At 60.6% G+C, this 22,356-nt stretch carries 22 protein-coding genes; 12 read left to right on the top strand and 10 right to left on the bottom strand.

The genetic code is table 11. The annotated features are described in order from the left end of the window. Nucleotides 1-89: 89 nt before the first annotated feature. The 6 genes from K3551_RS14560 to ccmA all read right to left on the bottom strand — a co-directional run bounded on the left by K3551_RS14560 (nucleotide 90) and on the right by ccmA (nucleotide 3,749). Complete coding sequence (locus K3551_RS14560) at nucleotides 90-617, bottom strand: DsbE family thiol:disulfide interchange protein (protein WP_259914761.1); 528 nt, start codon at nucleotides 615-617, stop codon at nucleotides 90-92. Continuing rightward, the gene (ccmD, locus tag K3551_RS14555; protein ID WP_259914759.1) at nucleotides 614-751 is read right to left on the bottom strand and encodes a heme exporter protein CcmD; all 138 of its coding nucleotides are present in this window, start codon (nucleotides 749-751) and stop codon (nucleotides 614-616) included. Before ccmD ends, K3551_RS14560 begins: the two co-directional genes overlap by 4 nt. After that, nucleotides 748-1,476 carry a heme ABC transporter permease CcmC gene (ccmC, locus tag K3551_RS14550; protein ID WP_259914757.1) on the bottom strand — a complete coding sequence of 243 codons (729 nt, stop codon included), beginning with the start codon at nucleotides 1,474-1,476 and terminating at the stop codon, nucleotides 748-750. Before ccmC ends, ccmD begins: the two co-directional genes overlap by 4 nt. 106 nt (nucleotides 1,477-1,582) lie before the next feature. Further along, nucleotides 1,583-2,374 carry a class I SAM-dependent methyltransferase gene (locus K3551_RS14545; protein WP_259914756.1) on the bottom strand — a complete coding sequence of 264 codons (792 nt, stop codon included), beginning with the start codon at nucleotides 2,372-2,374 and terminating at the stop codon, nucleotides 1,583-1,585. A gap of 86 nt (nucleotides 2,375-2,460) precedes the next feature. Next, on the bottom strand, nucleotides 2,461-3,117 hold the full coding sequence (gene ccmB / locus K3551_RS14540) for a heme exporter protein CcmB (protein WP_259914753.1): 657 nt from the start codon (nucleotides 3,115-3,117) through the stop codon (nucleotides 2,461-2,463). Further along, nucleotides 3,114-3,749 carry a heme ABC exporter ATP-binding protein CcmA gene (ccmA, locus tag K3551_RS14535; protein ID WP_259914751.1) on the bottom strand — a complete coding sequence of 212 codons (636 nt, stop codon included), beginning with the start codon at nucleotides 3,747-3,749 and terminating at the stop codon, nucleotides 3,114-3,116. Before ccmA ends, ccmB begins: the two co-directional genes overlap by 4 nt. 227 nt (nucleotides 3,750-3,976) lie before the next feature. Between ccmA and acnA the strand changes: the two genes are divergently transcribed. Then, nucleotides 3,977-6,769: an aconitate hydratase AcnA gene (acnA, locus tag K3551_RS14530; protein ID WP_259914749.1), complete on the top strand. Its 2,793-nt coding sequence runs from the start codon at nucleotides 3,977-3,979 to the stop codon at nucleotides 6,767-6,769. Nucleotides 6,770-6,914: 145 nt separating this feature from the next. Here acnA and K3551_RS14525 read toward each other — a convergent pair whose 3' ends face one another. Next, nucleotides 6,915-7,283 (bottom strand): peptidoglycan-binding protein, encoded by a 369-nt coding sequence (locus K3551_RS14525; RefSeq protein ID WP_259914747.1) that lies wholly within the window; start codon nucleotides 7,281-7,283, stop codon nucleotides 6,915-6,917. Nucleotides 7,284-7,383: 100 nt separating this feature from the next. After that, nucleotides 7,384-7,887, bottom strand: coding sequence for a hypothetical protein (locus tag K3551_RS14520; RefSeq protein WP_259914745.1), 504 nt, complete (start codon nucleotides 7,885-7,887; stop codon nucleotides 7,384-7,386). A 132-nt stretch (nucleotides 7,888-8,019) separates the two neighbouring features. Here K3551_RS14520 and K3551_RS14515 point away from each other — a divergent pair, with 132 nt between their 5' ends. The 9 genes from K3551_RS14515 (at nucleotide 8,020) to K3551_RS14475 (ending at nucleotide 15,384) form a co-directional block, all read left to right on the top strand. Then, nucleotides 8,020-8,466: an isoprenylcysteine carboxylmethyltransferase family protein gene (locus K3551_RS14515; protein WP_259914743.1), complete on the top strand. Its 447-nt coding sequence runs from the start codon at nucleotides 8,020-8,022 to the stop codon at nucleotides 8,464-8,466. A 110-nt stretch (nucleotides 8,467-8,576) separates the two neighbouring features. Further along, nucleotides 8,577-9,251, top strand: a complete 675-nt coding sequence (locus K3551_RS14510; protein WP_259914741.1) for a thioredoxin family protein — start codon at nucleotides 8,577-8,579, stop codon at nucleotides 9,249-9,251. 5 nt (nucleotides 9,252-9,256) lie between these two features. Beyond that, nucleotides 9,257-9,970, top strand: coding sequence for an HAD family hydrolase (locus K3551_RS14505; protein WP_259914739.1), 714 nt, complete (start codon nucleotides 9,257-9,259; stop codon nucleotides 9,968-9,970). 58 nt (nucleotides 9,971-10,028) lie between these two features. Next, nucleotides 10,029-10,625, top strand: coding sequence for a heme NO-binding domain-containing protein (locus K3551_RS14500; RefSeq protein ID WP_259914737.1), 597 nt, complete (start codon nucleotides 10,029-10,031; stop codon nucleotides 10,623-10,625). Further along, nucleotides 10,625-11,680 (top strand): GGDEF domain-containing protein, encoded by a 1,056-nt coding sequence (locus K3551_RS14495; RefSeq protein WP_259914729.1) that lies wholly within the window; start codon nucleotides 10,625-10,627, stop codon nucleotides 11,678-11,680. The genes K3551_RS14500 and K3551_RS14495 overlap by 1 nt, the downstream gene beginning before the upstream one ends. Nucleotides 11,681-12,358: 678 nt before the next feature. Continuing rightward, complete coding sequence (locus K3551_RS14490; protein ID WP_259914727.1) at nucleotides 12,359-13,705, top strand: site-specific integrase; 1,347 nt, start codon at nucleotides 12,359-12,361, stop codon at nucleotides 13,703-13,705. Nucleotides 13,706-14,066: 361 nt separating this feature from the next. After that, nucleotides 14,067-14,561 (top strand): hypothetical protein, encoded by a 495-nt coding sequence (locus K3551_RS14485; RefSeq protein ID WP_259914725.1) that lies wholly within the window; start codon nucleotides 14,067-14,069, stop codon nucleotides 14,559-14,561. Further along, nucleotides 14,561-15,082: a hypothetical protein gene (locus tag K3551_RS14480; protein ID WP_259914723.1), complete on the top strand. Its 522-nt coding sequence runs from the start codon at nucleotides 14,561-14,563 to the stop codon at nucleotides 15,080-15,082. Before K3551_RS14485 ends, K3551_RS14480 begins: the two co-directional genes overlap by 1 nt. Next, entirely contained in the window at nucleotides 15,070-15,384 is a 315-nt protein-coding gene (locus K3551_RS14475; protein ID WP_259914713.1) for a hypothetical protein, read from the top strand. Before K3551_RS14480 ends, K3551_RS14475 begins: the two co-directional genes overlap by 13 nt. 304 nt (nucleotides 15,385-15,688) lie before the next feature. On the opposite strand, the gene K3551_RS14470 is transcribed toward K3551_RS14475, so the two are convergent. After that, nucleotides 15,689-15,928 (bottom strand): hypothetical protein, encoded by a 240-nt coding sequence (locus K3551_RS14470; RefSeq protein ID WP_259914711.1) that lies wholly within the window; start codon nucleotides 15,926-15,928, stop codon nucleotides 15,689-15,691. 101 nt (nucleotides 15,929-16,029) lie between these two features. Here K3551_RS14470 and K3551_RS14465 point away from each other — a divergent pair, with 101 nt between their 5' ends. After that, complete coding sequence (locus K3551_RS14465) at nucleotides 16,030-16,326, top strand: hypothetical protein (RefSeq protein ID WP_259914702.1); 297 nt, start codon at nucleotides 16,030-16,032, stop codon at nucleotides 16,324-16,326. A 308-nt stretch (nucleotides 16,327-16,634) separates the two neighbouring features. Beyond that, nucleotides 16,635-19,541 carry a DUF927 domain-containing protein gene (locus K3551_RS14460; RefSeq protein WP_259914700.1) on the top strand — a complete coding sequence of 969 codons (2,907 nt, stop codon included), beginning with the start codon at nucleotides 16,635-16,637 and terminating at the stop codon, nucleotides 19,539-19,541. 410 nt (nucleotides 19,542-19,951) lie between these two features. Here the strand turns inward: K3551_RS14460 and K3551_RS14455 are convergent, their stop codons facing one another. Continuing rightward, entirely contained in the window at nucleotides 19,952-22,078 is a 2,127-nt protein-coding gene (locus tag K3551_RS14455; protein WP_259914698.1) for a hypothetical protein, read from the bottom strand. Nucleotides 22,079-22,356: the final 278 nt, after the last annotated feature.

Raw genomic sequence — 22,356 nt, 5'->3', positions numbered from 1 at the left:
CGTCAAACCAGGGCAGGCGCGTTAAGGTTAATGTGCCCCCGCCTTGGTGCGTCTGGGCGCTTGTGGGTCGGAGCGCGGGCGGCCCCGCGTCAGCGGGCGCGGGCGGCTTCGATCGCGGGGCGCAGCGTGTCTTCGATGACTGAGGTGGTGATCGGGCCCGCAAAGCGGAGCGCGACGGTGCCGTCGCCCGCAATCACGAAGGTTTCCGGCACGCCATAGAGGCCCCAGTCGATGCCCGTGCGCCCGCTGCCATCGACGCCGATGGCGGCGAAGGGGTCGCCCAACTCTTCCAGGAAGGCGCGCGCGTCGGGGATCTGGTCCTTGTAGTTGACGCCATAGACCGGCAGGTCCTGGGCCAGGGTTTCCAGTTGCGGATGTTCGACCCGGCAGGGGACGCACCAACTGGCCCAGAAGTTGACGAGCTTGACCTCTCCGTCGGTCAGAAGCCCCTCGGGCAGGGGGACGTATCCCGGCAGCTCGGTGGTGGCCAGCGCGGGCGCGGGGCCGTCGATCAGGGCCGACGGCAGGGCGTCGGGATCTTCGCGGAACAGACCCGACAGAAAGAACCCGCCCAGCGCGGCAAAGAGCGCGATGGGCACAAGCAACAGCAGTCTCATGTCTCGGCCTCGTCCAGCTTGCGGCGGGTGCGGCGGGCGGCGGCGACGGATTGCACGATCAGCCCGATGATAAGCAGCGCCGAGAGGCCGTAGGCCAGCCAGATGTCGAACGCGTATTTTCCAAGATCGATCATGCCAGGCGGTCCCGAAGCGAAAGGGCGTGAAGGCGGCGGCGGCGGATCTCTGTCCGGGTGCGGATCAGGACCAGCGCCACAAAGAGACAGACAAACCCCGCCAGCGTCACCACAAGCGGCAGCCAGAAGACATCGGCCACGTTTTCTTCCTTGTCGAGCGACAGGGACGCGCCCTGGTGCAGGCCCTGGTTCCAGAACTGCGCGGCGTAGCGCGACAGGACGGCGAAGACGGTGCCCACGAGGCAGAGGATGGCGGTCAGGTCAGCGGCGCGATCGGCCTCTTCTATGGCGGACCAAAGGGCGATGTAGCCCAGGTAGAACAGGCCAAGGATCAGAAAGGACGTCAGGCGCGGATCCCATTCCCAGTAGGTGCCCCACATCGGCTTGCCCCAGATCGCCCCGGTCAGCAGGGCCACGGCGGTCATCACCAGCCCGATGGGGGCCGCGGCGCGGGCGGCCAGGGCCGAGACATGGTGGCGGCGGATGATCCAGATCAGCGAGGCGACCAGCATCATGAACCAGGCGTTGATTGCCAGAAACGCAGAGGGGACGTGGATGTAGATGATCTTGACCGAATGCCCCATGCGGAAGTCTTCGGGGGTGAAGAAGAACCCCCAGATCAGGCCGGTCCCGCACAAAGCCGCCGCCAGCCCCGCCACCCAGGGCAGGAGGCGGCCGGAGAAGGCCATGAAGCGGCGCGGATTTGCGTAGTCCCAGATCGACATGGGACCTTCCTATGAGGCCGCGCAGGGCGTCGCAAGCGGTGACACCGCGACGGGCGGTCACAGTCGCTTGGGGTCGGTGTTCGGGCGGGCGGCGTGGGGGGGTGGGTTACTTGATCCCGGTCAGCACGTTCACCGCATCCGGGTAGACGATGCGGTTACCTTCGACGTGATCCGAGAGGGCGTCGGACACATCCGCGATCAGGGCGGCCTGTTGCCCCGGATCAAGGCCGAGAAACGCCCCGGCGATCGGCATCGAACTGAGGTGCAGAGGCACGAATTCGGTCGCAAGCGGCACGGCGATGGACAGCTCCTGCCGGATGACGGCGACGTCTCGATAGCCTGCGGTCCTCAGGTCGGCCTCGAGGGCGGCGGCGGCGGGCGTTTCGCGCTGGCTGCGTTGTTTTTGTGCGATGTCGGGCGAGATATGGGCCGCGAGGGCGGTGCAAAGCGCCCGGGTATAGGGGCTGTGTCCGTCCCAGATGGACAGGGCGATTCGGCCACCGGGGGTGAGCAGGCGGTGAAACTCGGTCAGGGCCGCAGCCTGATCCGGAAAGTAGTGATAGCCGTGCTGCGACAGGACGACATCGTAGGTGCCCGAGGGCAGAGCTGTGTCCACCACATCGCTTTGCAGCCATTCGATATCCATGTCACGGGCCAGGTCGCGCGCCGCGCGCAGCATTCCGGCATTGATATCAAGCCCGGTGACGCGCCCCCCATGGCCCACCGCCTGCCTGGCAAGACGGGTCGTGACACCGGTGCCGCAGGCGACATCCAGAACGCGGTCGCCCGGTTTAAGGGCGACCAGATCCAAAAGCGTCTTGGCCCACCGACCGAACCACAGGGGCACCATCGTCTGTTCGTAAGTCTCGGGGGCCTTGCCTGAAAGTTGGAATGACATCTGCCGCCCTCTGCCTGATCCGGGGTCCGATCGATTGGTGGATCATAGCGCGCGCGGGGGGCACCTGTCGAATATGGGCCGGCCGTCTATCGCAGGTTCACCCGCAGCGCCGCAGCCGTTGCAAAGGGCAGGATCGCGACACAGCCCAGCGTGATGGCCGCCAGCAGGGCGAGGGGGGTGCCGACGGGCAGGCCCTCGGCGCCGCGGCGGGTGACCTCGGCCCCGAAGACGAGGGTGGGAATATAAAGCGGCAGGATCAGCAGGCTGAGGAGAAGCGAGCCGCGTTTGAGCCCCACGGTCAGCGCCGCGCCGAAGGTGCCCAGCCAGGACAACGCGGGCGTGCCGATCAGAAGCGACAGGGTCAACCAGGGCAGGGCCGGCGTCGGCAGGAACAACAGCAGCGACAGCGCGGGGGCGATCAGGGTCAGGGGCAGGCCGGTCGTGATCCAATGGGCCAGGGCCTTGGCGGTCGCCGCCCCCTCCAGCGGCAGGGGGGCCGTGGCCAGCAGGTCGAGCGAGCCGTCTTCGGCGTCCAGCGCCCAGAGACGGTCGAGCGACAGCAAACAGGCCAGCAGCGCGCCGAGCCACAGGATTCCGGGCGCGATCGGGGCCAGCAGGTCCGGCTGCGGGCCGACGGCGAGGGGGACCAGCGTGGCCAGGATCAGGAAAAACGAAAGCCCCAGGCCAAAGCCGCCGCCCGCGCGGAGCGCCAGGCGCAGGTCACGGGTCAGCAGCGCGATCATTCCACCGCCTCGGCGAAGGGGTCGTCGCCGGGGGCCATGGTCTGGCTGCGGGCGGCGTAGGGGGTGACGTCAAGGATCCGCGTCTCGGGCAGGCCAAGATCGATGTGGGTCGCGATCAGGGCGGCACCTCCGCCGGCCAGATGGGCCCCGACGGCCCTGGCGAAACGGGCGACGTTGGCGGCATCCAGCGACACCGTCGGTTCGTCCAGCAGCCAGATTGGCCGTTCCGTCAGCGTCATGCGCGCCAGCGCGGCGCGGCGTTTCTGCCCGGCGGACAGGTCGGCGGCGCGGCGCGACAGGAGCGGGGCGAGGTCGAAGGCATCGACGGCGCGGTCCAGCCCGCGGGTCCCGGTACCAAAGGTGGCGGCCCAGAAGGCGAGGTTTTCGCGCACGGTCAGCTGGGTCTTGAGCCCGTCGGCATGGGCCCCGTAGGCCATGGCGTCTTCGGGGGCGTCGATCCGGCCGGCGGCGGGGGGTGTCAGGCCCGCCAGGGTGCGCAGCAGCGTCGTCTTGCCCGCGCCGTTGGGGCCGCGCAGGACCAGCGCCTCGCCCGCCGACAGGCGAAAGGACAGCCCGCGCAGGACGACCGCTTCGCCGCGGCGGCAAGCCAGATCCGTGACGTCGAGGTTCATGCCCCCGTCTTGCCGCAGACAGGCAGGGAGGGGAAGGCGGTGCGCGCGGGCGGGGTGGAAAAACCTTTGCCGAGGGTCTGTGCCGACGTCTGCGCGACGCCTTGGCGCGGCTTTGCGGCACCCGTCAGGGTCAATTTGTATGCAATGGTATGCCGTAGCCCCTTGATCCGCGCCGGGGCTTCGGGCAAAGGGACGGCAAGCCATCACAGCCACTCCGGGAGACTGCCATGACCGTCCAAGTCGGAACCGATACCGCAAAGACCCGCCGCACGCTGAGCGTCGGCGACCAGTCCGTCGCATATTATTCCATCGCCGCCGCCACCGAAGCGGGCCTGGGCGACTTTTCCAAGCTGCCCGCCGCCTTGAAGGTGGTGCTGGAAAACATGCTGCGGTTCGAGGACGGCGGCCGCACCGTGTCCGTGGACGACGTGAAGGCCTTTGCCGAATGGGCGACCAAGGGCGGCAAGAACCCGCGCGAAATCGCCTATCGCCCGGCCCGCGTTCTGATGCAGGATTTCACCGGCGTGCCCGCCGTGGTCGACCTGGCCGCGATGCGAGACGGGATCGTGGCGCTGGGCGGTGACGCGCAGAAGATCAACCCGCTGAACCCCGTCGACCTGGTCATCGACCACTCGGTCATGATCGACGAGTTCGGCAACCCGCGCGCGTTCCAGATGAACGTGGACCGCGAGTATGAGCGCAACATGGAGCGGTATCAGTTCCTGAAGTGGGGTCAGAACGCGTTCAACAACTTCCGCGTTGTGCCGCCGGGAACCGGCATCTGCCACCAGGTGAACCTGGAATACCTGGCCCAGACCGTCTGGACCGATTCCGACCAGAATGGCGAAGAAGTCGCCTATCCGGACACGCTGGTGGGCACCGACAGCCACACCACCATGGTCAACGGCGCCGCCGTCCTGGGCTGGGGCGTGGGTGGCATCGAGGCCGAGGCCGCGATGCTGGGTCAGCCGATTTCGATGCTGATCCCCGAGGTCGTGGGCTTTGAGCTGACCGGTGCCATGATGGAAGGCACCACCGGCACCGACCTGGTTCTGAAGGTCGTCGAGATGCTGCGCGAAAAGGGCGTCGTGTCCAAGTTCGTGGAATTCTACGGCGCGGGCCTGGACAACCTGCCGCTGGCCGACCGGGCGACCATCGCCAACATGGCCCCGGAATATGGTGCCACCTGCGGCTTCTTCCCGATCGACGCCGAAACCATCCGCTATCTGCGCAATACCGGTCGCGACGAAGACCGGATCGCCCTGGTCGAGGCCTATGCCAAGGAGAACGGTTTCTGGCGCGACGCTGATTACGCGCCGGTCTACACCGACACCCTGTCGCTGGACATGGGCACGATCGTGCCGGCAATCTCGGGCCCGAAGCGTCCGCAGGATTACATCGCGCTGACCAACGCCGCCTCGGCGTTCAGCAAATACGTGAACGGCATCCGCGGGGCCAAGGACGCCTCGCCCAAGGCCGAAGTGCGTTGGGAAGGTGAGGGCGGCGCGCCCGAGCCTATGGACATCCCCGGCGACGAGGGCTTCCACCTGAAAGGTTTCGTCTCTGGCGGGGAAGCGGATCGCGCGCAGCTGCATGACGGGTCCATCGTGATCGCCTCGATCACGTCGTGCACCAACACCTCGAACCCCTACGTGATGATCGGGGCCGGTCTGGTGGCCCGCAAGGCCCGTGCGCTGGGCCTGACGCGCAAGCCCTGGGTCAAGACCTCGCTCGCGCCCGGATCTCAGGTTGTCTCGCACTACCTGGAGGCGGCTGACCTGCAGGAAGATCTGGATGCCATCGGGTTCAACCTGGTGGGCTATGGCTGCACGACCTGTATCGGCAACTCCGGGCCGCTGGCGCCCGAAGTGTCGAAGACCATCAATGACAACGACCTGATCGCCACCTCGATCCTGTCGGGCAACCGCAACTTCGAAGGGCGGATCAGCCCGGACGTGCGCGCCAACTACCTGGCCTCGCCGCCGCTGGTGGTGGCCTATGCGCTGGTGGGCGACATGAACGTCGACATCACCACCGAAAGCCTTGGCAAGGACAAGGACGGCAACGACGTCTACCTGAAAGACATCTGGCCCACCGCCAAGGAAGTCGCGGATCTGGTCGAACAGACGGTGACGCGCGAAGCCTTCCAGGAGAAGTATGCCGACGTCTTCAAGGGCGACGAGAAGTGGCAGGCCGTCGAGGTGCCGCAGCAGGAAACCTACGACTGGCCCGCGACCTCGACCTACGTGCAGAACCCGCCGTATTTCCAGGGCATGTCGACCGAGCCGGGCGAGATCCATGACATCAAGTCGGCCCGCGTTCTGGCCGTCCTGGGTGACATGATCACCACCGACCACATTAGCCCGGCCGGATCGTTCAAGGAAACTTCGCCTGCGGGCAAGTATCTGATCGAACGGCAGGTTCCGGTTCGGGAGTTCAACTCCTACGGGTCGCGGCGCGGCAACCACGAGATCATGATGCGCGGCACCTTCGCCAACATCCGCATCAAGAATGAGATGCTGGATGGCGTCGAGGGCGGCTATACCAAGGGCCCCGACGGCGCAGAGACCTCGATCTATGACGCCGCGATGGCCTGGCAGGACGCGGGCGTTCCGCTGGTTGTCTTTGGTGGCGAGCAATATGGGGCCGGATCGTCCCGCGACTGGGCGGCCAAGGGCACCGCGTTGCTGGGCGTCAAGGCGGTCATCGCCGAAAGCTTCGAGCGGATCCACCGGTCGAACCTGGTTGGCATGGGCGTGATCCCGTTCGAATTCACGGGCGGCGACAGCCGGTCCTCGCTGGGTCTGACCGGCGAGGAAGAAGTGACCATCGAGGGGCTGGGCGACGTCAAGCCGCTGCAGGCGGTCGATGCCACCATCAAGATGGCCGATGGCACCGAGAAGGTCGTGACGCTGAAGTGTCGGATCGATACCGAGGTGGAGATCGACTACATCAAGAACGGCGGCGTTCTGCACTATGTGCTGCGCAACCTGGCGCAGGCCCCCGTCGCCGCCGAGTGACGCGGACCAAAGCGATCGAAAGGGCGTCCCGGTGGGGCGCCCTTTTTCGTTTTGGCCGGGGGTATCAGCGCAGCGAAAGGTCGGAGGTCTGCGCCAGTGGCAGCGGTTCGAAGGCTCTGGCCTGGGTGGCTGTTCGACCGCGCTTTCAGTCGGTGTCGGGCTCGGCGGGGATCGGCGCGACGGGGGTGGGCGTCGATGCGATCATGGGCGCGCGGGGCGGGGCGGACCGCTGACCCAACAGCAGGCGCCGCTGCGCCGGGGTCAGCGTGCCGGTCGGGGCGGCGCCGATGCTGGCTTGCCAGCTTGTGATGGCGGCACGCGTCTTGCGACCGATCAGGCCGTCCGGGGTGCCCGTGTCATGGCCAAGGGCATTCAGCTTGGTCTGGATCAGCCGGTTTTCGGCGCGCTGCGCCTCTGGCGTTTGTCGGCTGCTGGTCGCGCGGGTCGGTCGGCGCGGTGCGTCCGGTCCCGCATCCGGGCGGGCCGAGATGATGGATCCGACGATCGCGCCCAAGATCGCGCTGTTTGCGTTGGGTTGGGACGGGCAGCTGGGGCCGGGGCAGGTCGCGACGGCGGGACTGGCGAGGCAGAGGGCCGCGCACAGGGTAGCGAAACTAGGAAATCTCATTTTTTATCAACCCCGTGATGGTCCGCTCATGCCGTCGCCAGTCTTCCAGATCCGGCAGATCTTCGAGTGGCTTCGTCGACTGGCCCTCGTCCCAGGCCACGAAGCGCTCTATCTCGCTGCAGGACGTCTCGCAGAAGTAGAGCTGGCAGAGCTTCAGCTTGTCGAGCAGGTCATCGCGCCGGGCGTTCCGTTCGGTGACGAAGCCCATCTTGCGGTCCTGTTCTTCCGTTGTCAGCGCGCGCATCGTTTCCAGGTTGGAGATCTGGATCAGCCGCCGCCAGGACACGATGTAGCGGTTGAAGCCCTGCACGATCTGCTCCGCGATTTCGATCTTCTTTTCTTCTACCTGGCTGGCCCGAAGGGCGCTGCGCTGCAGCTTGGGAAACAGGATGCTGGCCATGTAGCCGCCCGCGACGACTGTGATCAGCCCAGGCAACCAACGGCTGAGCACGATGTAGGCAAGGCTGGTGTCGTCAAGCGCGGTCAGCATCGAGGGGGTCCGGGTTTGTCCTGTTGCGGCCATGTTAACTGGATTGTCGTCGATTCCAAACGTCTCGGGGGCTGACCCTTGCAAACGGCATGGCACCGGCGCCAACTGGCCCCCGCATGCAGGAGGTACATGATGAAGGGGTTCCCCGATCTGCCGCCAATCTGGCTTTTGGGTACGATGGGTCTGTCCTGGGCGGTGGCAGAGGCGCGGCCCTTCGCCTCGACGGGACAGGTCGGGTTGTGGGTGGGGGCAGGGGTGATCCTGCTGGGTCTGGGGATTATCGCCTGGTCGGCGCTTTGGTTCTGGCGCAAGCGAACCCCGATCGAACCGCACCACCGGCCCCGTACCCTGATCGTCGAGGGCCCCTATCGTCTTAGCCGGAACCCGATCTATCTGGGCTTGCTGCTGCTTGCCCTTGGTTGGGCGCTGAGCCTGGGGCCATTCACGGCGCTGGTGCCGGTGCCGGTGCTGTGGTGGGTGTTGGATCGTCGCTTTGCCGCCGTGGAGGAAGCCGTGTTGCGCGACAGTTTCGGCGCGGAGGCCAAGGCCTATCTGGCGGCCACGCGACGTTGGCTGTGACCTTGGTGCCCGGCGGGCCACAGCCGCGGACTTTCCTCACCAAGGGGTGATTGGCTTTCGCGCGGGGCGGTGTCTACATTTCACCTGACCCGGACCAATGGATCTTTCTCATGCGCTTTGCCCCCTTTGTCGTCGCCACCTTGCTGGCGGCCCCGGCTGTCGCCGACCCGGTGGTGGTCGAGTTGTTCACCTCGCAAGGCTGCTCGTCCTGCCCGCCTGCTGACGCGATGCTGGGGGAGCTGGCCACGCGGGAAGACGTGATCGCCTTGTCGCTGCACGTCGATTACTGGGACTGGATCGGCTGGACGGATACTTTCGGTCATTCCGCATTCTCGTCGCGCCAACGGGACTATGCCGCGGTCGCCGGATCCTCGGTCGTCTACACGCCGCAATTCGTCATCAACGGTCTGGATCAGGTTGCCGGCCCCTCGGCGATGGAACTGGCCAAGCTGATCGACGACAACCAAGGCCGCACCGGCGACATGCTGCGCGTTGCCTCGGGGGCGGAGGGGCGCAAGGTCATGGCCATGAGCGGCGAAGGCGTTCTGATCCTCGTGACCCTGCAGCCAGAGGCCACGGTCAAGATCCTGCATGGCGAAAACGCCGGGCACGACATGACCTATCACAACATCGTTCGCGGCTGGGACGTTCTGGCCGAAATGTCGGGCGAAGCCCTGGACGTTACCCTGCCCGAAGCCCCCGACGGCATGGCGCAGGTCGTGATTGCGCAGGCCCTTGTGGACGGCAAGCCGGGCGCGATCCTGGGCGCGGTCAGGGTCGACTGATCCCCATGCGACCCGGCGCGATCCGCGCGATCCTGTTCGACAAGGACGGCACGCTGACCGACTTTCGCCGTACGTGGCAGGGGGCGATCCCAAAGGCCTTGGCCGACCTGTCCGATGCAAGCGGCGTGCCCGTGGGCGCGTTGGCGCAGGCGCTGGGCTTCGATTTGCTGCGGGGGCGGTTCCTGGGCACATCTTTGTTCGTGACCGGAACGGACGGGCAGATGACGGCGGCCTTTGCGCGGCTGACCGGCTGGCCGCAGGCGCGGGTGCGCAGCCACTGGGCCCAGGCGCTGAGCGGGGTTGAACAGATCCCCGCCGCGCCGCTTGCGCCGCTGCTGGCTGGGCTGCGGGCGCGGGGGCTGAAGCTGGGTGTTTTGACCAATGCCCAGTCGGCCGAGGCGCATGCCTCTTTGACGAAGATGGGTGCGATGCCGCATCTGGATCGGGTGATCGGCTGCGATAGTGGATTTGCGCCCAAACCTGATCCGGCGGGGGCCGCGGCCTTTGCCGACGACCTGGGCCTGGCGCGCGCCGAGGTGGTGATGGTCGGCGACGGGATGACCGACCTGTTGGCTGCGCGGAACGCGGGTTTGCGCGCCGTTGCCGTGACGACCGGAACGCTGGATGCCGCCGCGCTGCGCCCCCATGCAGAGGTGGTGCTGACATCGGTGGCGGCGCTGCCCGACTGGCTGAGCCAGCAGGAACTGGTCGCGACTTAACCGCATATTCAGACTTGTCAGGCCATCTGGCGCGGATGGAACAGCGCGGACGGGTCTCATGCATGGCATGATCTGCAAATCCCTGGAGGCCTTTGTGACCACCACCCACGGGCAGGGGGTCTGGGACAGTGTGCGCCGCGATGCCGGTCTGTCACGCGCCGGGTTTGAGACGATGCTCAGCTATGACGATGCCGAATTTCGCGCGGTCCTGGATGCCGCCGCCAAGGTTCTGGACCGATCCGCGATTGCCGTGATGGAGGATATGGGCACCTGGATCTGCACGCATCCCCCCTTGGAACCCGTGCGGCGCCTGTTCCGGTTTTCGGGGACAACATTTTTCGACTTTCTGATGTCGCTGGACGAGATAGATGCCCGCGCCCGTATGGCGGTGCCGGATCTGATCCTGCCCAGCTACAGCGTGACCCAGTTGGACGAAGGCGAATTCGAGGTGCGATCGGCCTGGACGATGCCGGGGGCGAGCGGATTTCTGACCGGCATTCTGAGGGCCTTGGCCGATGAATACGGGGCGCTGGCCATGATCGAAATCGAGGGGGCGGAACGGGTGCTGAACGGCTGGCAGGAATCGGTCTCTGTCCGGCTGGTGGAAGAAAGCTTTCATACGCCCAAGGCGTTTTCCCTCGGGGGCGCATCGTGATGAAGTTAGAGATCCGGTCGGAGGTTCTGGACGCCGGGCTGCCAATGCATCTGCTGTTCGACGCCGCGGGCCAGGTCCTGCATGTCGGTCCCACGCTGGAAAAGATCGCGCCCGGCGCAACGGGCCGGTCAGTCGGGGACGTTCTGCGTATCGTTCAACCTCGTCTGGGCACCGATCCGCGACATCTGCTGCGCTTTCGCGGGCGGCGGTTGACGGTGGAATTGCGCCATGAACGACAGACCACGGAGGTGGCCGACCGCACCCGTATGCGTGCGGTCGTCTATGCGCTGGGCGAAGGAAAGGGGCTGATGAACGTCTTCTTCGGGGCTGGCGTCGCCCGCGGGGTGGCCCGCCATGACCTGAGCGCGGGCGATTTCGCGGCCTACGATCCGATGGTCGAAGTGCTCTTCCTGATGGAGGCGCAGACGGCCGTTCTGGGCGAGTTCCGCCGCCTGAACGATCGTCTGACGGAGGCGCATCGCGAGGCGGAGACGTTGTCGGTCACCGACAAGCTGACCGGCCTGCACAACCGCCGCGCCATGGATGCCTTTCTGGCCGACTTGGTCGAAGATCCGAACGCGCGCTTTGCGTTGATGCATCTGGATCTGGACTACTTCAAATCGGTCAATGACACGCTGGGCCACGCGGCGGGCGATCACGTGCTGGCCCAGGTGGGTCACATTCTGCGCGAACAGGTCCGCAAAGGGGACATGGTGGCCCGTGTCGGTGGGGATGAGTTCATGCTGGTTTTCAACGGCTGCACGGATCTGGAATTACTGGCCAGTATCGCGGATCGAATTATCGCAATGCTGGAGGCTCCGATCCCCTGGGAAGACCACGAATGTCGAATCTCTGGTAGTATCGGCATCACGCTCTCGACTTTCTATGACCGGCTGCAGGTCGATCGGCTGATGTCGGATGCTGACACGGCGCTCTATCTGTCGAAAAACCAAGGGCGTGCCCAGCATTGTGTCGCGGATCCCAATTCAAAGCATGCGGCGGGGGGCGGGCCGCCACCACGTCATGACCGTCCGTCATCGCGAGTCGCCCGGTGACTTTCCTGGAAGCCTTGCGGGTTTCTGCCTCGCTGGTCTGGGTTTCGATTTGCCGCAGCCGGTTTGCCTGCGGGCTCAAGCGATCTGTCTCGCCCCATGCCATAGCGTCGGGATCGGCGTTCCGATCTCGCCTGGCAACTCAGACAATCTTGGGAGGTTTTGAGTGAGTCCCGATCGGGCACCGCGGGGGGCTTCAACCAACGTTCCATTTGGCGTGGACTGATCCCGGCGGCGCGATTCCCACCGCCTTGTCAGAGGTCCTGAGCGGCTGCTTGAAAACCCGTTTACCAAAGACGTGCTGAGGGTCAGTCGAAATGACGATTTCCATGGACCACCCTTGGCCCTGTCTTGCGCGTTCGTCGGCCACCTGACCCACAGGCCAACGTCGCACGCAGGTTAGATCAGGTAAATCAGAGAAATGCTACAAACGAGAGAAAGTGGCAGCCCGTAGGGGAATCTGAAGGCACAACATGTAGATGCAATATTTGAAATCATTGGATAATTTTGGATTTTGGACTCCACGAATCAATATGTAGGTGTATAAAAAAGCGTATAACGTTTTTGTGGCACCCCTGTACCCATCGCGAGCTTGCGGAAAGAAGGGTGCAACGGCGCGTGAGGGAATCGAACACCTGAATCGCCAGAAAAGCGTATAACGTTGCTAAGGGAGTTAAGCCATTGAAGCAGCACGTCCTACGCCAGACCGACATTGATTCCGCAGTCAAGGGCTTCACCAAGAAGCACAGCCTATCGGACGGGGCGGGCCTAATGCTGCTGGTCAACAGCACCACGTCACAATCATGGGTCTATCGCTACAAGGTGGGTGGTGTGGAAAAGCGGTTGGGCCTTGGGGCGTATCCCGGCGTTACGTTGACCCAAGCGCGTAAGCTGGCGCAGATCGAACGTGGGCGACGTGCCGATGGAGTGGACCCCGCTGCCGCTAAGGTCCAGCGGAAGCGCACGGGCGTGACCTTCGAAGACGCGGCCCGCGAATACTGGCAGACACACTGTCAGGACATGGCCAAGCCGTCTAACTGGATTGCTGCGATGGAGAAGGATATCTTCCCACGTGTTGGCAGGCGTGCCGTTGTGGACGTGTTGCCGGAACACCTGATTACAGCGTTCAAGCCGATATGGGGGCGCGAGAAGGCCCGGAAGTTATCTCAGTGGGTCAATCAGGTCATCACGTTCGTCTCTGTGGACGATCCGCGAGTCGATACGCAGTTGATGGACAAGGTAAAGAACCGCCTTGGCCCTCAGAGGGTGCAGTACGCGCACCATGCGGCGGTGCCTTGGCGGGATATCCCTGACCTATGGCTTGCGCTGCCGGATACTCTGGTGGGCTACAGTATGAGGTTGCTTATTCTGTCCGCCGTCCGCGTGAATTGTGTTGTGCAAGCGGAATGGTCCGAATTCGACTTCAAAGAGAAAGTCTGGACGGTTCCGGCTGATCGCATGAAGGGCTGGAATGTGCCGTTTCGTGTCCCGCTGACTAAGCCAATGGTAAGCATCTTGCGCGGAGCGAAGCGCTTCCAAGACCAAACTGAATATGTGTTCGAGTCGCTGGATGCACAGTCGCGTCACCTGTCAAACAACGCGCACCGGCTTTGGCTCCACAAGCACAAGTGGACCGATGCGGACGGAAGGTTGGCAACGGCGCATGGCCTTCGATCTTCCTTTAAGGACTGGTCAGACGATGCAGGCAAAGTGGATCACATGCTTTCGGAGCATTGCCTGCAACACGTGAAGGCCAAAGGCGATGCTACGGCGCGCGCATACTTCCGCACAGATCAACTAGAGCGCCGCCGCGAGGTAATGGAGGCGTGGGGCGAATACGTCACCAGCGGGGCGCGGAAGCTGATCGAATACGACAAGCGACAAGCGGCGCTAGACGCGCCCGCCGATAAAGATGGACGCTCATTGCGCGAGATAGAGGATTGGGCGCGCGATGATGGGCAAGACGATGTACCGGGTATGACGGAGATTGAAGCGACGGAATGGGCGCGTGACGATAGTCACGAATAAGCCAATTTCAGAAATATCCAGAAATCGAAAATAAATCGCGACCGTTCATAGTCTCTTAACCGACTCGCTTCTGATTTTGTGGTAACGTGCAGTTACGGAAATTAGAAATGTCAAGAGATAATGAAAACAGTCAAATTGTCAGACGTGGCGGATGTGCTTGACGTGAGTCACACGTCCTTTCGCATATTCTTCAACACTCTCTCCCCGAACATCCAGCGTCACAAACTGCCCAGCACTACGCGGGGGCAGAAGGGTAATTGTTATGCGTATGCGGATATTTGCACATTGATGCGGACTCACCTCAATTACTGGACGCCTATTCACGAAGAAAAACTTTATCAAATCATTCAGGAGCGCGAACATGTCTAATTTCCAAGAACAGGTAGCAGCATCGGAAGTGCTGACAGAACGGTATGGCCCAATTTCCGATTATGTCGTGAATGCAATTTACGAGAAATTTGGCATCCATGTTCCGAAGTCAGCCGTGGCGAAGATGAACTGCGTAAAGGTTAGCACTTACGCCGGTTCCGACGATTACGTAACAGATTGGGCTGATGAAGCGGTTCTGATTGATGAAGTGCGCATCGCGCGTGAGCGCGAGAGATTGAGTGCGGCCCTTGAGGCTAATGACGATTCACCCGCCGCTAGGGATATTGCGGCGCGCCTTGCCTCTATGAGCGGCCCCGAGCGCTTGGCGTGGGCCAGAGCTAACAACGTAGCCGAACCAGCCAAGAAACAGGCTCAGGCGCGTGGGGAAGGGCAATCTATCGAGGCCAAGGCCACGTTGGTCGAAAAAGCGGCCCTGCTAAGTGGTGGTGCCAAAATCGCGTTCGCCAGAAAGCACGGTCTTCTGTGATGGCCAAGGCGCAGCCCGATCCGTCGCAACCCTTAGCTAATCCGCGTTGGGAAAATTTTGCATTGCATTCAAGCAAAGGCCTCACGTTGGCGGACGCCTACCTAAAATCGACTCCGCCCGGAAAGACCGTACCAACCTCAAAGGAAGGTGCGAAAATCTCTGGTCACAAACTGTCCAAGAAGCGCGCCGTCGCCGCGCGTGTGGAATGGCTGCGCCAGACCGAACGCGAGCGGCAAAATCGCATCGCTGGCCAATTGGCGGACGACGCGGACAGCTACAGTAGAGCGGACGTGCTTAAATTATTCGGTGAGGTGTCCGACACTCTGCACGCCGCATACGTCATCGGCCAGAACAGCGCCATTAGCCCGCTACGCCTTGAGCAACTGCGCCGCGTTTGGAGCGACCACACTGGGCGATTGGCCAAGTATGAGGAAGATCACGAGATCAAGCCGGACGCCCCGGACGGGCTGGCGGAGCGATTGAATGCGACCGTTGGAAAGATCTGCACATGTCGGACCTGACCATTCCCAACCGGGTCGCGACCAATTCAATATTTTTGGTCCGCGAGTCCTTGAAACAGCTTCGCTACCATGCGGAAAAAATGGCGGATGATGATAGCAGTATCGAAAGGGTCATCCGCGAGGCGGATTTGCTTTCCACCCTATTAAAACGGCTAGAACCGTTTCTTGAAACGCCGGAGGCGCGGGTGGAGGCGAAGCAAATAGAAACGAAGATAGACATAACTGCGCTATCCAGATTTGTCGCGGCGGTAGAGCATGACGACATTTGCCCTAACTGCGGCGGTGTTCGGCTGACACAATAAATGACCTTCACCCCGTCCGCCCCGAGTGCCCGAAAGGTCACTAGGCGGTGTGAGGTGTGCGGTGTCCGGTGCGCTAACCCCGCGCCTGTGGTTCGACCATGCGGACGCCAAACAATTCGGGACGACTCCAAGCGTCTCGATAACCTGCGCGGGAAGGAATCCGACGCCTTCCCGCGCGCCTTTTCAACTATCCTAGGTGCATCAGAGCACATCCCGACCAGACAGGAGACCGACACAATGGAAAATTGACAAAATGCTACCACTAACTTTCGACACATACGCCGCCAAAAGTAAGGCCCACCTGCTAATTTGCCGCGCACTTAATATCGCGGAACAAAGCGAGCTGACGCCCGAGATTGCATCGCGAACGGCTCTGGCGGAGTTGCTCAGTCATTTTGGCGACCACGCCGATTTTAGCATCGGTGAGGTACTGGCCACCAGCGTAATGGTGGACCGTCACCGATGGGATGCCCACGCCTGCGATGACGCCGTGGCCTTTGACTTCAACAGCTTGGCCGACGTGCATGGGATCACGAAACAGCATGCAATTTTAGCCTGTCGCCTTGCTGGCGCATGGTGGCACGGTACGCGATTGGCGGACGGCCCGAATGCGAAACAGAAGATGACGTTTCTGGAACACGCGGGGTGATGCACACGCTTAGACTCGATCCGACCACCGCCGAACTGGAACAGGTTAAGGGAGGTTGCGAGATCGCCTTTCCGGTGTCGATCTACCTAGCCAGTGATCGCCTCGGCGCGGTCACGATCCATAGTGTCGAAGAACTAATTGAATACGTCCGCGAGAACGGCGGACGAAATTTCGGCGACACAGAACTCGTGGCCTATGTTCGAGCATTCTGCGCTTCCGCCGGGATCGAGGCGACACTTCAGCGTCGGCGCGGGGGCGGCGACATATTTCAGGCTATGGGGTATGCCGTTTAGTTTGTTCATCAAACCTTAACCAAGGTCGGCTAACACCTTTGCCGAACTAAAGACCCCGCCGACGATGTATTGGCGGGCCGCAAAGCCCCGGCGCTGTGATCCACAGCATAGTCGTGCCGCAAAGCACAGTCGGGCTGCACCAAAAACCCAAACATCGCCGTTCGGCGCGGTCATTCTAGTGGCCAGACCGAACAAAAATAGCTGCGACCTGTATCCCCGAACGCCAATTCGGGAGGCCACAGCTATCATTTTCAACTGTGGCAACGGTAGCAGAATAATACGCTGAAGTCAAGATTTAAGGTAATAAAATGAAAGAATTTCCACCAAGAACGCAAGAAAATTATATTCCAGACGCCTCGCAACTAAAGGCAGCACAGGAAAGTAGGGACGCCTTTTGGCGGCTACGCACTCGGAACAGTCCCTACAAGACGCCAGAGGCAAAGGCATTTTACAAGCGCTTCCAAGAGCGCATTCCCCAAGAAAATATCGAAAAGGCGGTCGCGACACTTGCGGGCCGCGCCGATGGGCATAACGTTGCCACCCTTGCTGCCGCCTACGCATACGCCGATGCCGGTCTGCATGTAGTCGATGCCCATGCACTTAAGCACAATGGTAAGGGAACCGGCCCCGGTGGTCAGGTCAAAATCCCACGAGGTACAGGGTGGCAGATGCGAGCTACGCGCGATACCGATGAAATTTCGCGCGCGTGGCTTGGGAAGGGTCACTACCTGCCGGACAAGGAAGATAACGTCTATCGGTTCGCATCCATCAACGCCCCCCGGAACGTGTCGGCGGCATTTCCGCCGGACTGTGGACTAATCGTTTTCGACCTAGACGGCCCCGAGGGGCTGGCGGCATGGCAGGCGCTCCAACGTGAACACGGACCGGTCCCAAAAACATGGGCATCAAGAACCGGCTCAGGTGGATACCATTTCATCTTTCGTGCGACGGGCGTGGATATCCGCAACACAGCCAGCGCGATTGCCCCCGGCGTCGATGTGCGCGGCAAGAATGGGCAAATTGTTGTCTCACCTTCCTTCCATCCTAACGGACGGCCATACGATTGGCGTGAAGGCCGCGCACCTTGGGAATGTGAAGTTGCAGACGCGCCGGAATGGTTGGTGAAGCGGGCACAGGACGCAACCAAGGTCGGTAAGGCCAAGGATGCGGAGGTAGAAAAAGAGGTACGAGCGAAGCGAAGTTCCAAGGGGACTGGGGACCGCGTTAGCGGTTTGGGTTTCGAAGGATACCTTGCCACTATTGGGGACGGTGACGATTCGCGCGGTTTCGACAGCCCGATTTATAGCGCCATGCTTTCGTACTTCGCGACCGGCGGTGATGATGACGACGCACTGACAGAGACTGTGCGGGATGCCGTTCTTGCTGCACCTTGCAAGGACAAGCGGAATGTCACCCGGTACGCGCAAGACGACTACCTTGTGAACCGGGTAGCCCAGGCGCGTGAGTTTATCGCGGGTCAAACACCCGAGGTGGACCTTGATCGCTTCGAAGACCCGCAAGAGTGGATGGCGTTCGGTTACAAAATCAAACGCGACACGATTTACAAAGAAGGCGGGAAAGACGTGCCCGACATTGCTGTCTGCCAGCGCATTGAAGTGGTAGGGCGGTCTTCGAACCTTGATGGCACTGCTGGGACCGGGCGCATCATACAGTTTGAGAATGAGAACGGCGAAACGGTCGAGCTAACGCTGGCCCGATCAGAACTATACAAGGATGGCGGCGGCGACACAATCGCGCGCCTCTCGGATGCTGGGATGCAGCTTTTCATCGGAGGCAAAAAGAGCCGCGATGATCTGCTGAACCTCCTGCGCCAGATAACACCGCAGCGCCGGATTCCGACACTGCCAACACCGGGGTGGACGCGGGATCGCATGGGGCTGATCACCGGATTCATGCTGCCGACCGGCAAATACATCTGCGCTGTCGAGGGTCAGGTCACGCGCCTGCATGACCTTGCCTCTTTCAAGGATAAGCACGCGGCAGGCACCTTGGAGGGGTCAAAGATGGCTGCTAACGCAGCCCTACAATCCCCCAACTTCTATTGGACCTTTGGCATCTGTGCGGGCTTCGTTGGCCCCATACAGACGCTCGCGGGCCTGCCGTCTTGCGGCTTCAATCTTTCGGGCGACTCGTCCCTTGGCAAGACCTTGGCCGAGGTCATTGCGGCAATGGTCTGGGGGAATCCTCATACCGGCAAGGGCGGGTTTCACGGGATGAACACTACAACAAATGCCATTGAAGATTTGGCAGTCAGATCATCGGGCACGGTTCTTTGCCTAGATGAAATCGGGCAGATGAAAAGTGTGCAGGACCTTTCTTCCATCCTGTTCGGTTTGGGCGCGGGTGCGGGTAAATCGCGAAAGAGTGGCGCGGGTTTGGGTCTCGTTGAAACTGCCGAGTATCAAGTATTTGCCATACTATCTAACGAGCATAGCCTGCGGAACACCGTCGAAGGCGCGGGGGGGAAGTACAAGACTGGTCTATCGGTGCGTTTTCCGGATGTGGACGTGACAGGCGGGGTGAAGGTCTCGGGTGAGGTGCTGGCACAGCTTGAACATGCCAAGACCAACTTCGGGCACATGGGGCCGCTTTTCGTCCAGTATCTCATTGATGACGGGTGGATAAATCGCCCGGAAGAGTTGAAGCGGAAAGTTGCGGGTGTGGTAGATGAACTGGCAGGCGATGATGCTCCGGCGACCAAACGGGCGGCGCAGGTTTTTGCATTAGCCTGCGTAGCAGGCGAGCTTGCCGCCGATGCTGGATTGATAAGTGATAAAGCCGCCGTCAAGGCGGCAGTCAGCGAGGCATTCACGCGTTTCAAGGGGTCTGCAGAAGGTCAAGTGACCAAAGGTCCAGAGGCCATGTTAGATGGTCTTCGCTCGTACATCGCTCGGAACATGCGGCGGACCATTGTCCCTGCGAGTGACGCCAGCGATCCGGGTTACCGCGACATTGTGGGCTGGTACACCGATGATCAGATCATTTTGGATAAGAACGCGGTCAGCGATGTAGCCGTTTTGGGGCTGCGCGGAACGCTTCCGGCGATGCTAGATGCGCTCGCCGGTGTTGGTGCGCTTCAAAAAAGTGGCAAGACCCGATACCACAACATGCTGCCCGCAGAAGTGGAGCTAGAAGGCACAGGCGACAAACATGTGCGAAACTACCGTATCTCACGCGCCGCGCTGGGGATATGATGGTGCATGTTGCCGGTCTATGCGGACTTGCTGCGGACCAGTCCGCACAGGAATGGCACTTATTTATATGGCTTTGCGGACTGTGCGGACTGTGCGGACTTAATTATAGTGTTATTCTAGAAGTCGCCTCCCACGGCGTCCCCCCCTCGCAATCCCCGCACCCAGACCCGCGCCGCACGCACCCCCTGTTTTTTAGGTCCGCACAGTCCGCACACCCCTTATTTTTATGGCTGAAACCCGTGCGGACTTACTTGGAATGATGTCCGCACAAGTCCGCAAAGACTCCACAAGTAACCCGAACGGACCCTGCGCTTCTATCGGCCTCCAATGGTCTGCAGCGGCAACGCCACGATTTGCAGCAAAGTTGATTTGACTGGCGCGGGCTATGTTGCCGTGATCCGCTAGAATTTCTATTCAACCTTCAGTTGCTCAAGTTTGGGTAGGCCAAGTTTTTCGCGATACACGCCGATGCGTTTGCGTGCACGCTCTACGATATCTTCATAGTGCAACACTTCCGAGTACAGTTGACCAATAACTGTGCGAGAAGTCGGCTCCAGCAAATCGCTTGTTGTGAAGTAGCCTTTTGCCCCTGGAAGTGGGTTGTAGTTTCTCAAGCCAATTGGATTGATCGTGTCACCAATTATGTACCCGTAGAATTTCCTAAGTTTCCCATTCGATTTCGATGCCAATACGGTGGCGTACTTGAATAGCTCGTTTTCGTGCTCGTCTATGCTTACGCCCGGTGCTTTTAGCTCAACAATGACCACTGACCCTTCCTCATGGAAGAGGGCAATATCTGGCCTGCATCCGCTGTTGTCATTGCTAATTTGTGCCATCAACTCAGATAGAGCATCGTCAATGTCGCTATCGAAAACCGCTGTATCATCCGCCCATTTAATCGCGCTGAGCGGTTTGTCAGAAGAAATATAGTCGTAGTAGTGATACTCTTCGCTCAGAAGCCAAACATCGTGATCTTCAACTTCCTCACTGTCCATGCGCATTGGAAAGAAGATGTTGTGAATAAGCTCTTCGTCCTTGCGCCGTTCTCCCTCAGACAGACTATTTTGAACAGCCAGCCGCTTGTTTACCGCAAGGTCCAGAACGTCCACTACATTAGACCGTCGGACCACCAATTGCGAAAGGTTGGCCATGTCTATGGTGCGGAGTGAAGCGGTGAATTGCCATGAAAGATCACTTAGCTTGCGGCGGAAGTCATCACTGTCAGGTTCAAGTTGATTGATCTCTTCCTTCATGGAAATCAGACTGGTGGTCTCGTCCACGACTTTTTCTTGCAGATTGCGCAGAACGCGCTTTGCAACGCTACTTGGCGAGTCTCCGAACGAAACACGCACGTTTGAATGAGACAGCATTTCCTCTGAAACGCCATAGTCTTTGCCTGCCTCTTCGACGATCTTATCTCGCGACCAATCTGGTGGGGCCAAAAGCTCTCGCACTTTATCATCTAGCGCAACGTAGATGTCCTCGAAGGTGATCTGAGGACCCACAAACAAGTCGCCACCCCCGTTCTTCTCTGGAATTTTGTCGAAGCCATCCCGTTGTTCGTTCACTCCTTCATCTAAAATCGGCCCTTCGACCAAAACAATATGGTAGAAACCATCAATGGCGTTGTTTCTCAACGTATCCGTAGCGAGATACCTTTTGACGATGTTTTCGGCGATTGCTGATTTCGCACACAAGCCGACGATGTTCTGGGGGAGGTCATATGCAGATGCCTCCAACTTATAGTGCGTCACAGTGAGATTTGCAGAAATGCGCGTGTCGTCCTCTACGTGAATGACTTCGAGGTCTGAAACAGAGTCATGCTCAGGTAAGTCTTGAGCAGCCAAGACCGACTCGCTTGCGCTGCCGTCGATATCGCTTTTGAAGGTTAGCTGGAAGTCTCCCAAGACTTCCCGCAAGCTGACCAACCTTTGTAATAAGCTGAAAAGAACGTACTGCTTCAACGCTTCTGCTTGGAGCCAATCGTAAATGTTTGAAACGGTGAAGATCGATTCACGGATCTTCGGCAACACACCAGACAGCGCGACCATTGTGCCGACGCTGCCAGAGGCGCGTTCTTCAACTTCAAAATCGCCTTCATCAACCTCTTTCCGGTCTTCAATTGGTGGGAGGTTGCTATGAAACAGTTTTCCCTCTTCGGCATAAACCGATGAAACGGCAACCTTTGAGAAATGGTGGTAGTATTGGACCCGACCCGAACCTTTGCAGTTGCCAATGCCGGGTATATTCAAATCGTCTTTGTACGAGGTATCTTTTGTCAGGAACGCTTTAAGTTGGTCAGGACCAAGTCCACAACCATTGTCCTTACATACGATTTCTAAGTCGAACTCTTCTCCAAGCAAGTCAGATTTCGTAGCTTTTATTTCCAATATAACACTGAGGGCTAATTCGCCCTCTTCTTGCGAGCGTCGAATAAGGAAGGCGTCAATGGAATTGGCGAGCAGTTCGTCGATCACGACGAGCGCATTTTTGCTTTTTCGGGTGTTTTTAAGGCTGCCACGAATATCAAGTGTCACGATGCAGCCCTTTGTGCTGAACAGAAAATAGGGGACTTATCCTCGCTCGAGTCCTACACGTCAACGATCAAGTTGTGGCCTAGCTGACGCGAATGCTGCGTGCGTTCGCACCACTTTAGCGATAATGGCTTACTCGCAAAGATCAACTTGAAGTCTCCGGGAGCATGGCAGCAATGCAACACAGAATTCAAAGAGTGGCGAACATCAAGGCCCCTGACGGGAGCGATGCAGTCTTCTACGAGGTTTGGGAAATCTTCAGCGTAGACGGCGAAGAGCGC

Origin of the sequence: Jannaschia sp. M317, assembly GCF_025141175.1 — a bacterium.
In the GTDB taxonomy this organism is placed as follows: Bacteria; Pseudomonadota; Alphaproteobacteria; order Rhodobacterales; family Rhodobacteraceae; genus Jannaschia.
This window is presented reverse-complemented; position numbering and strand designations above follow the sequence as displayed.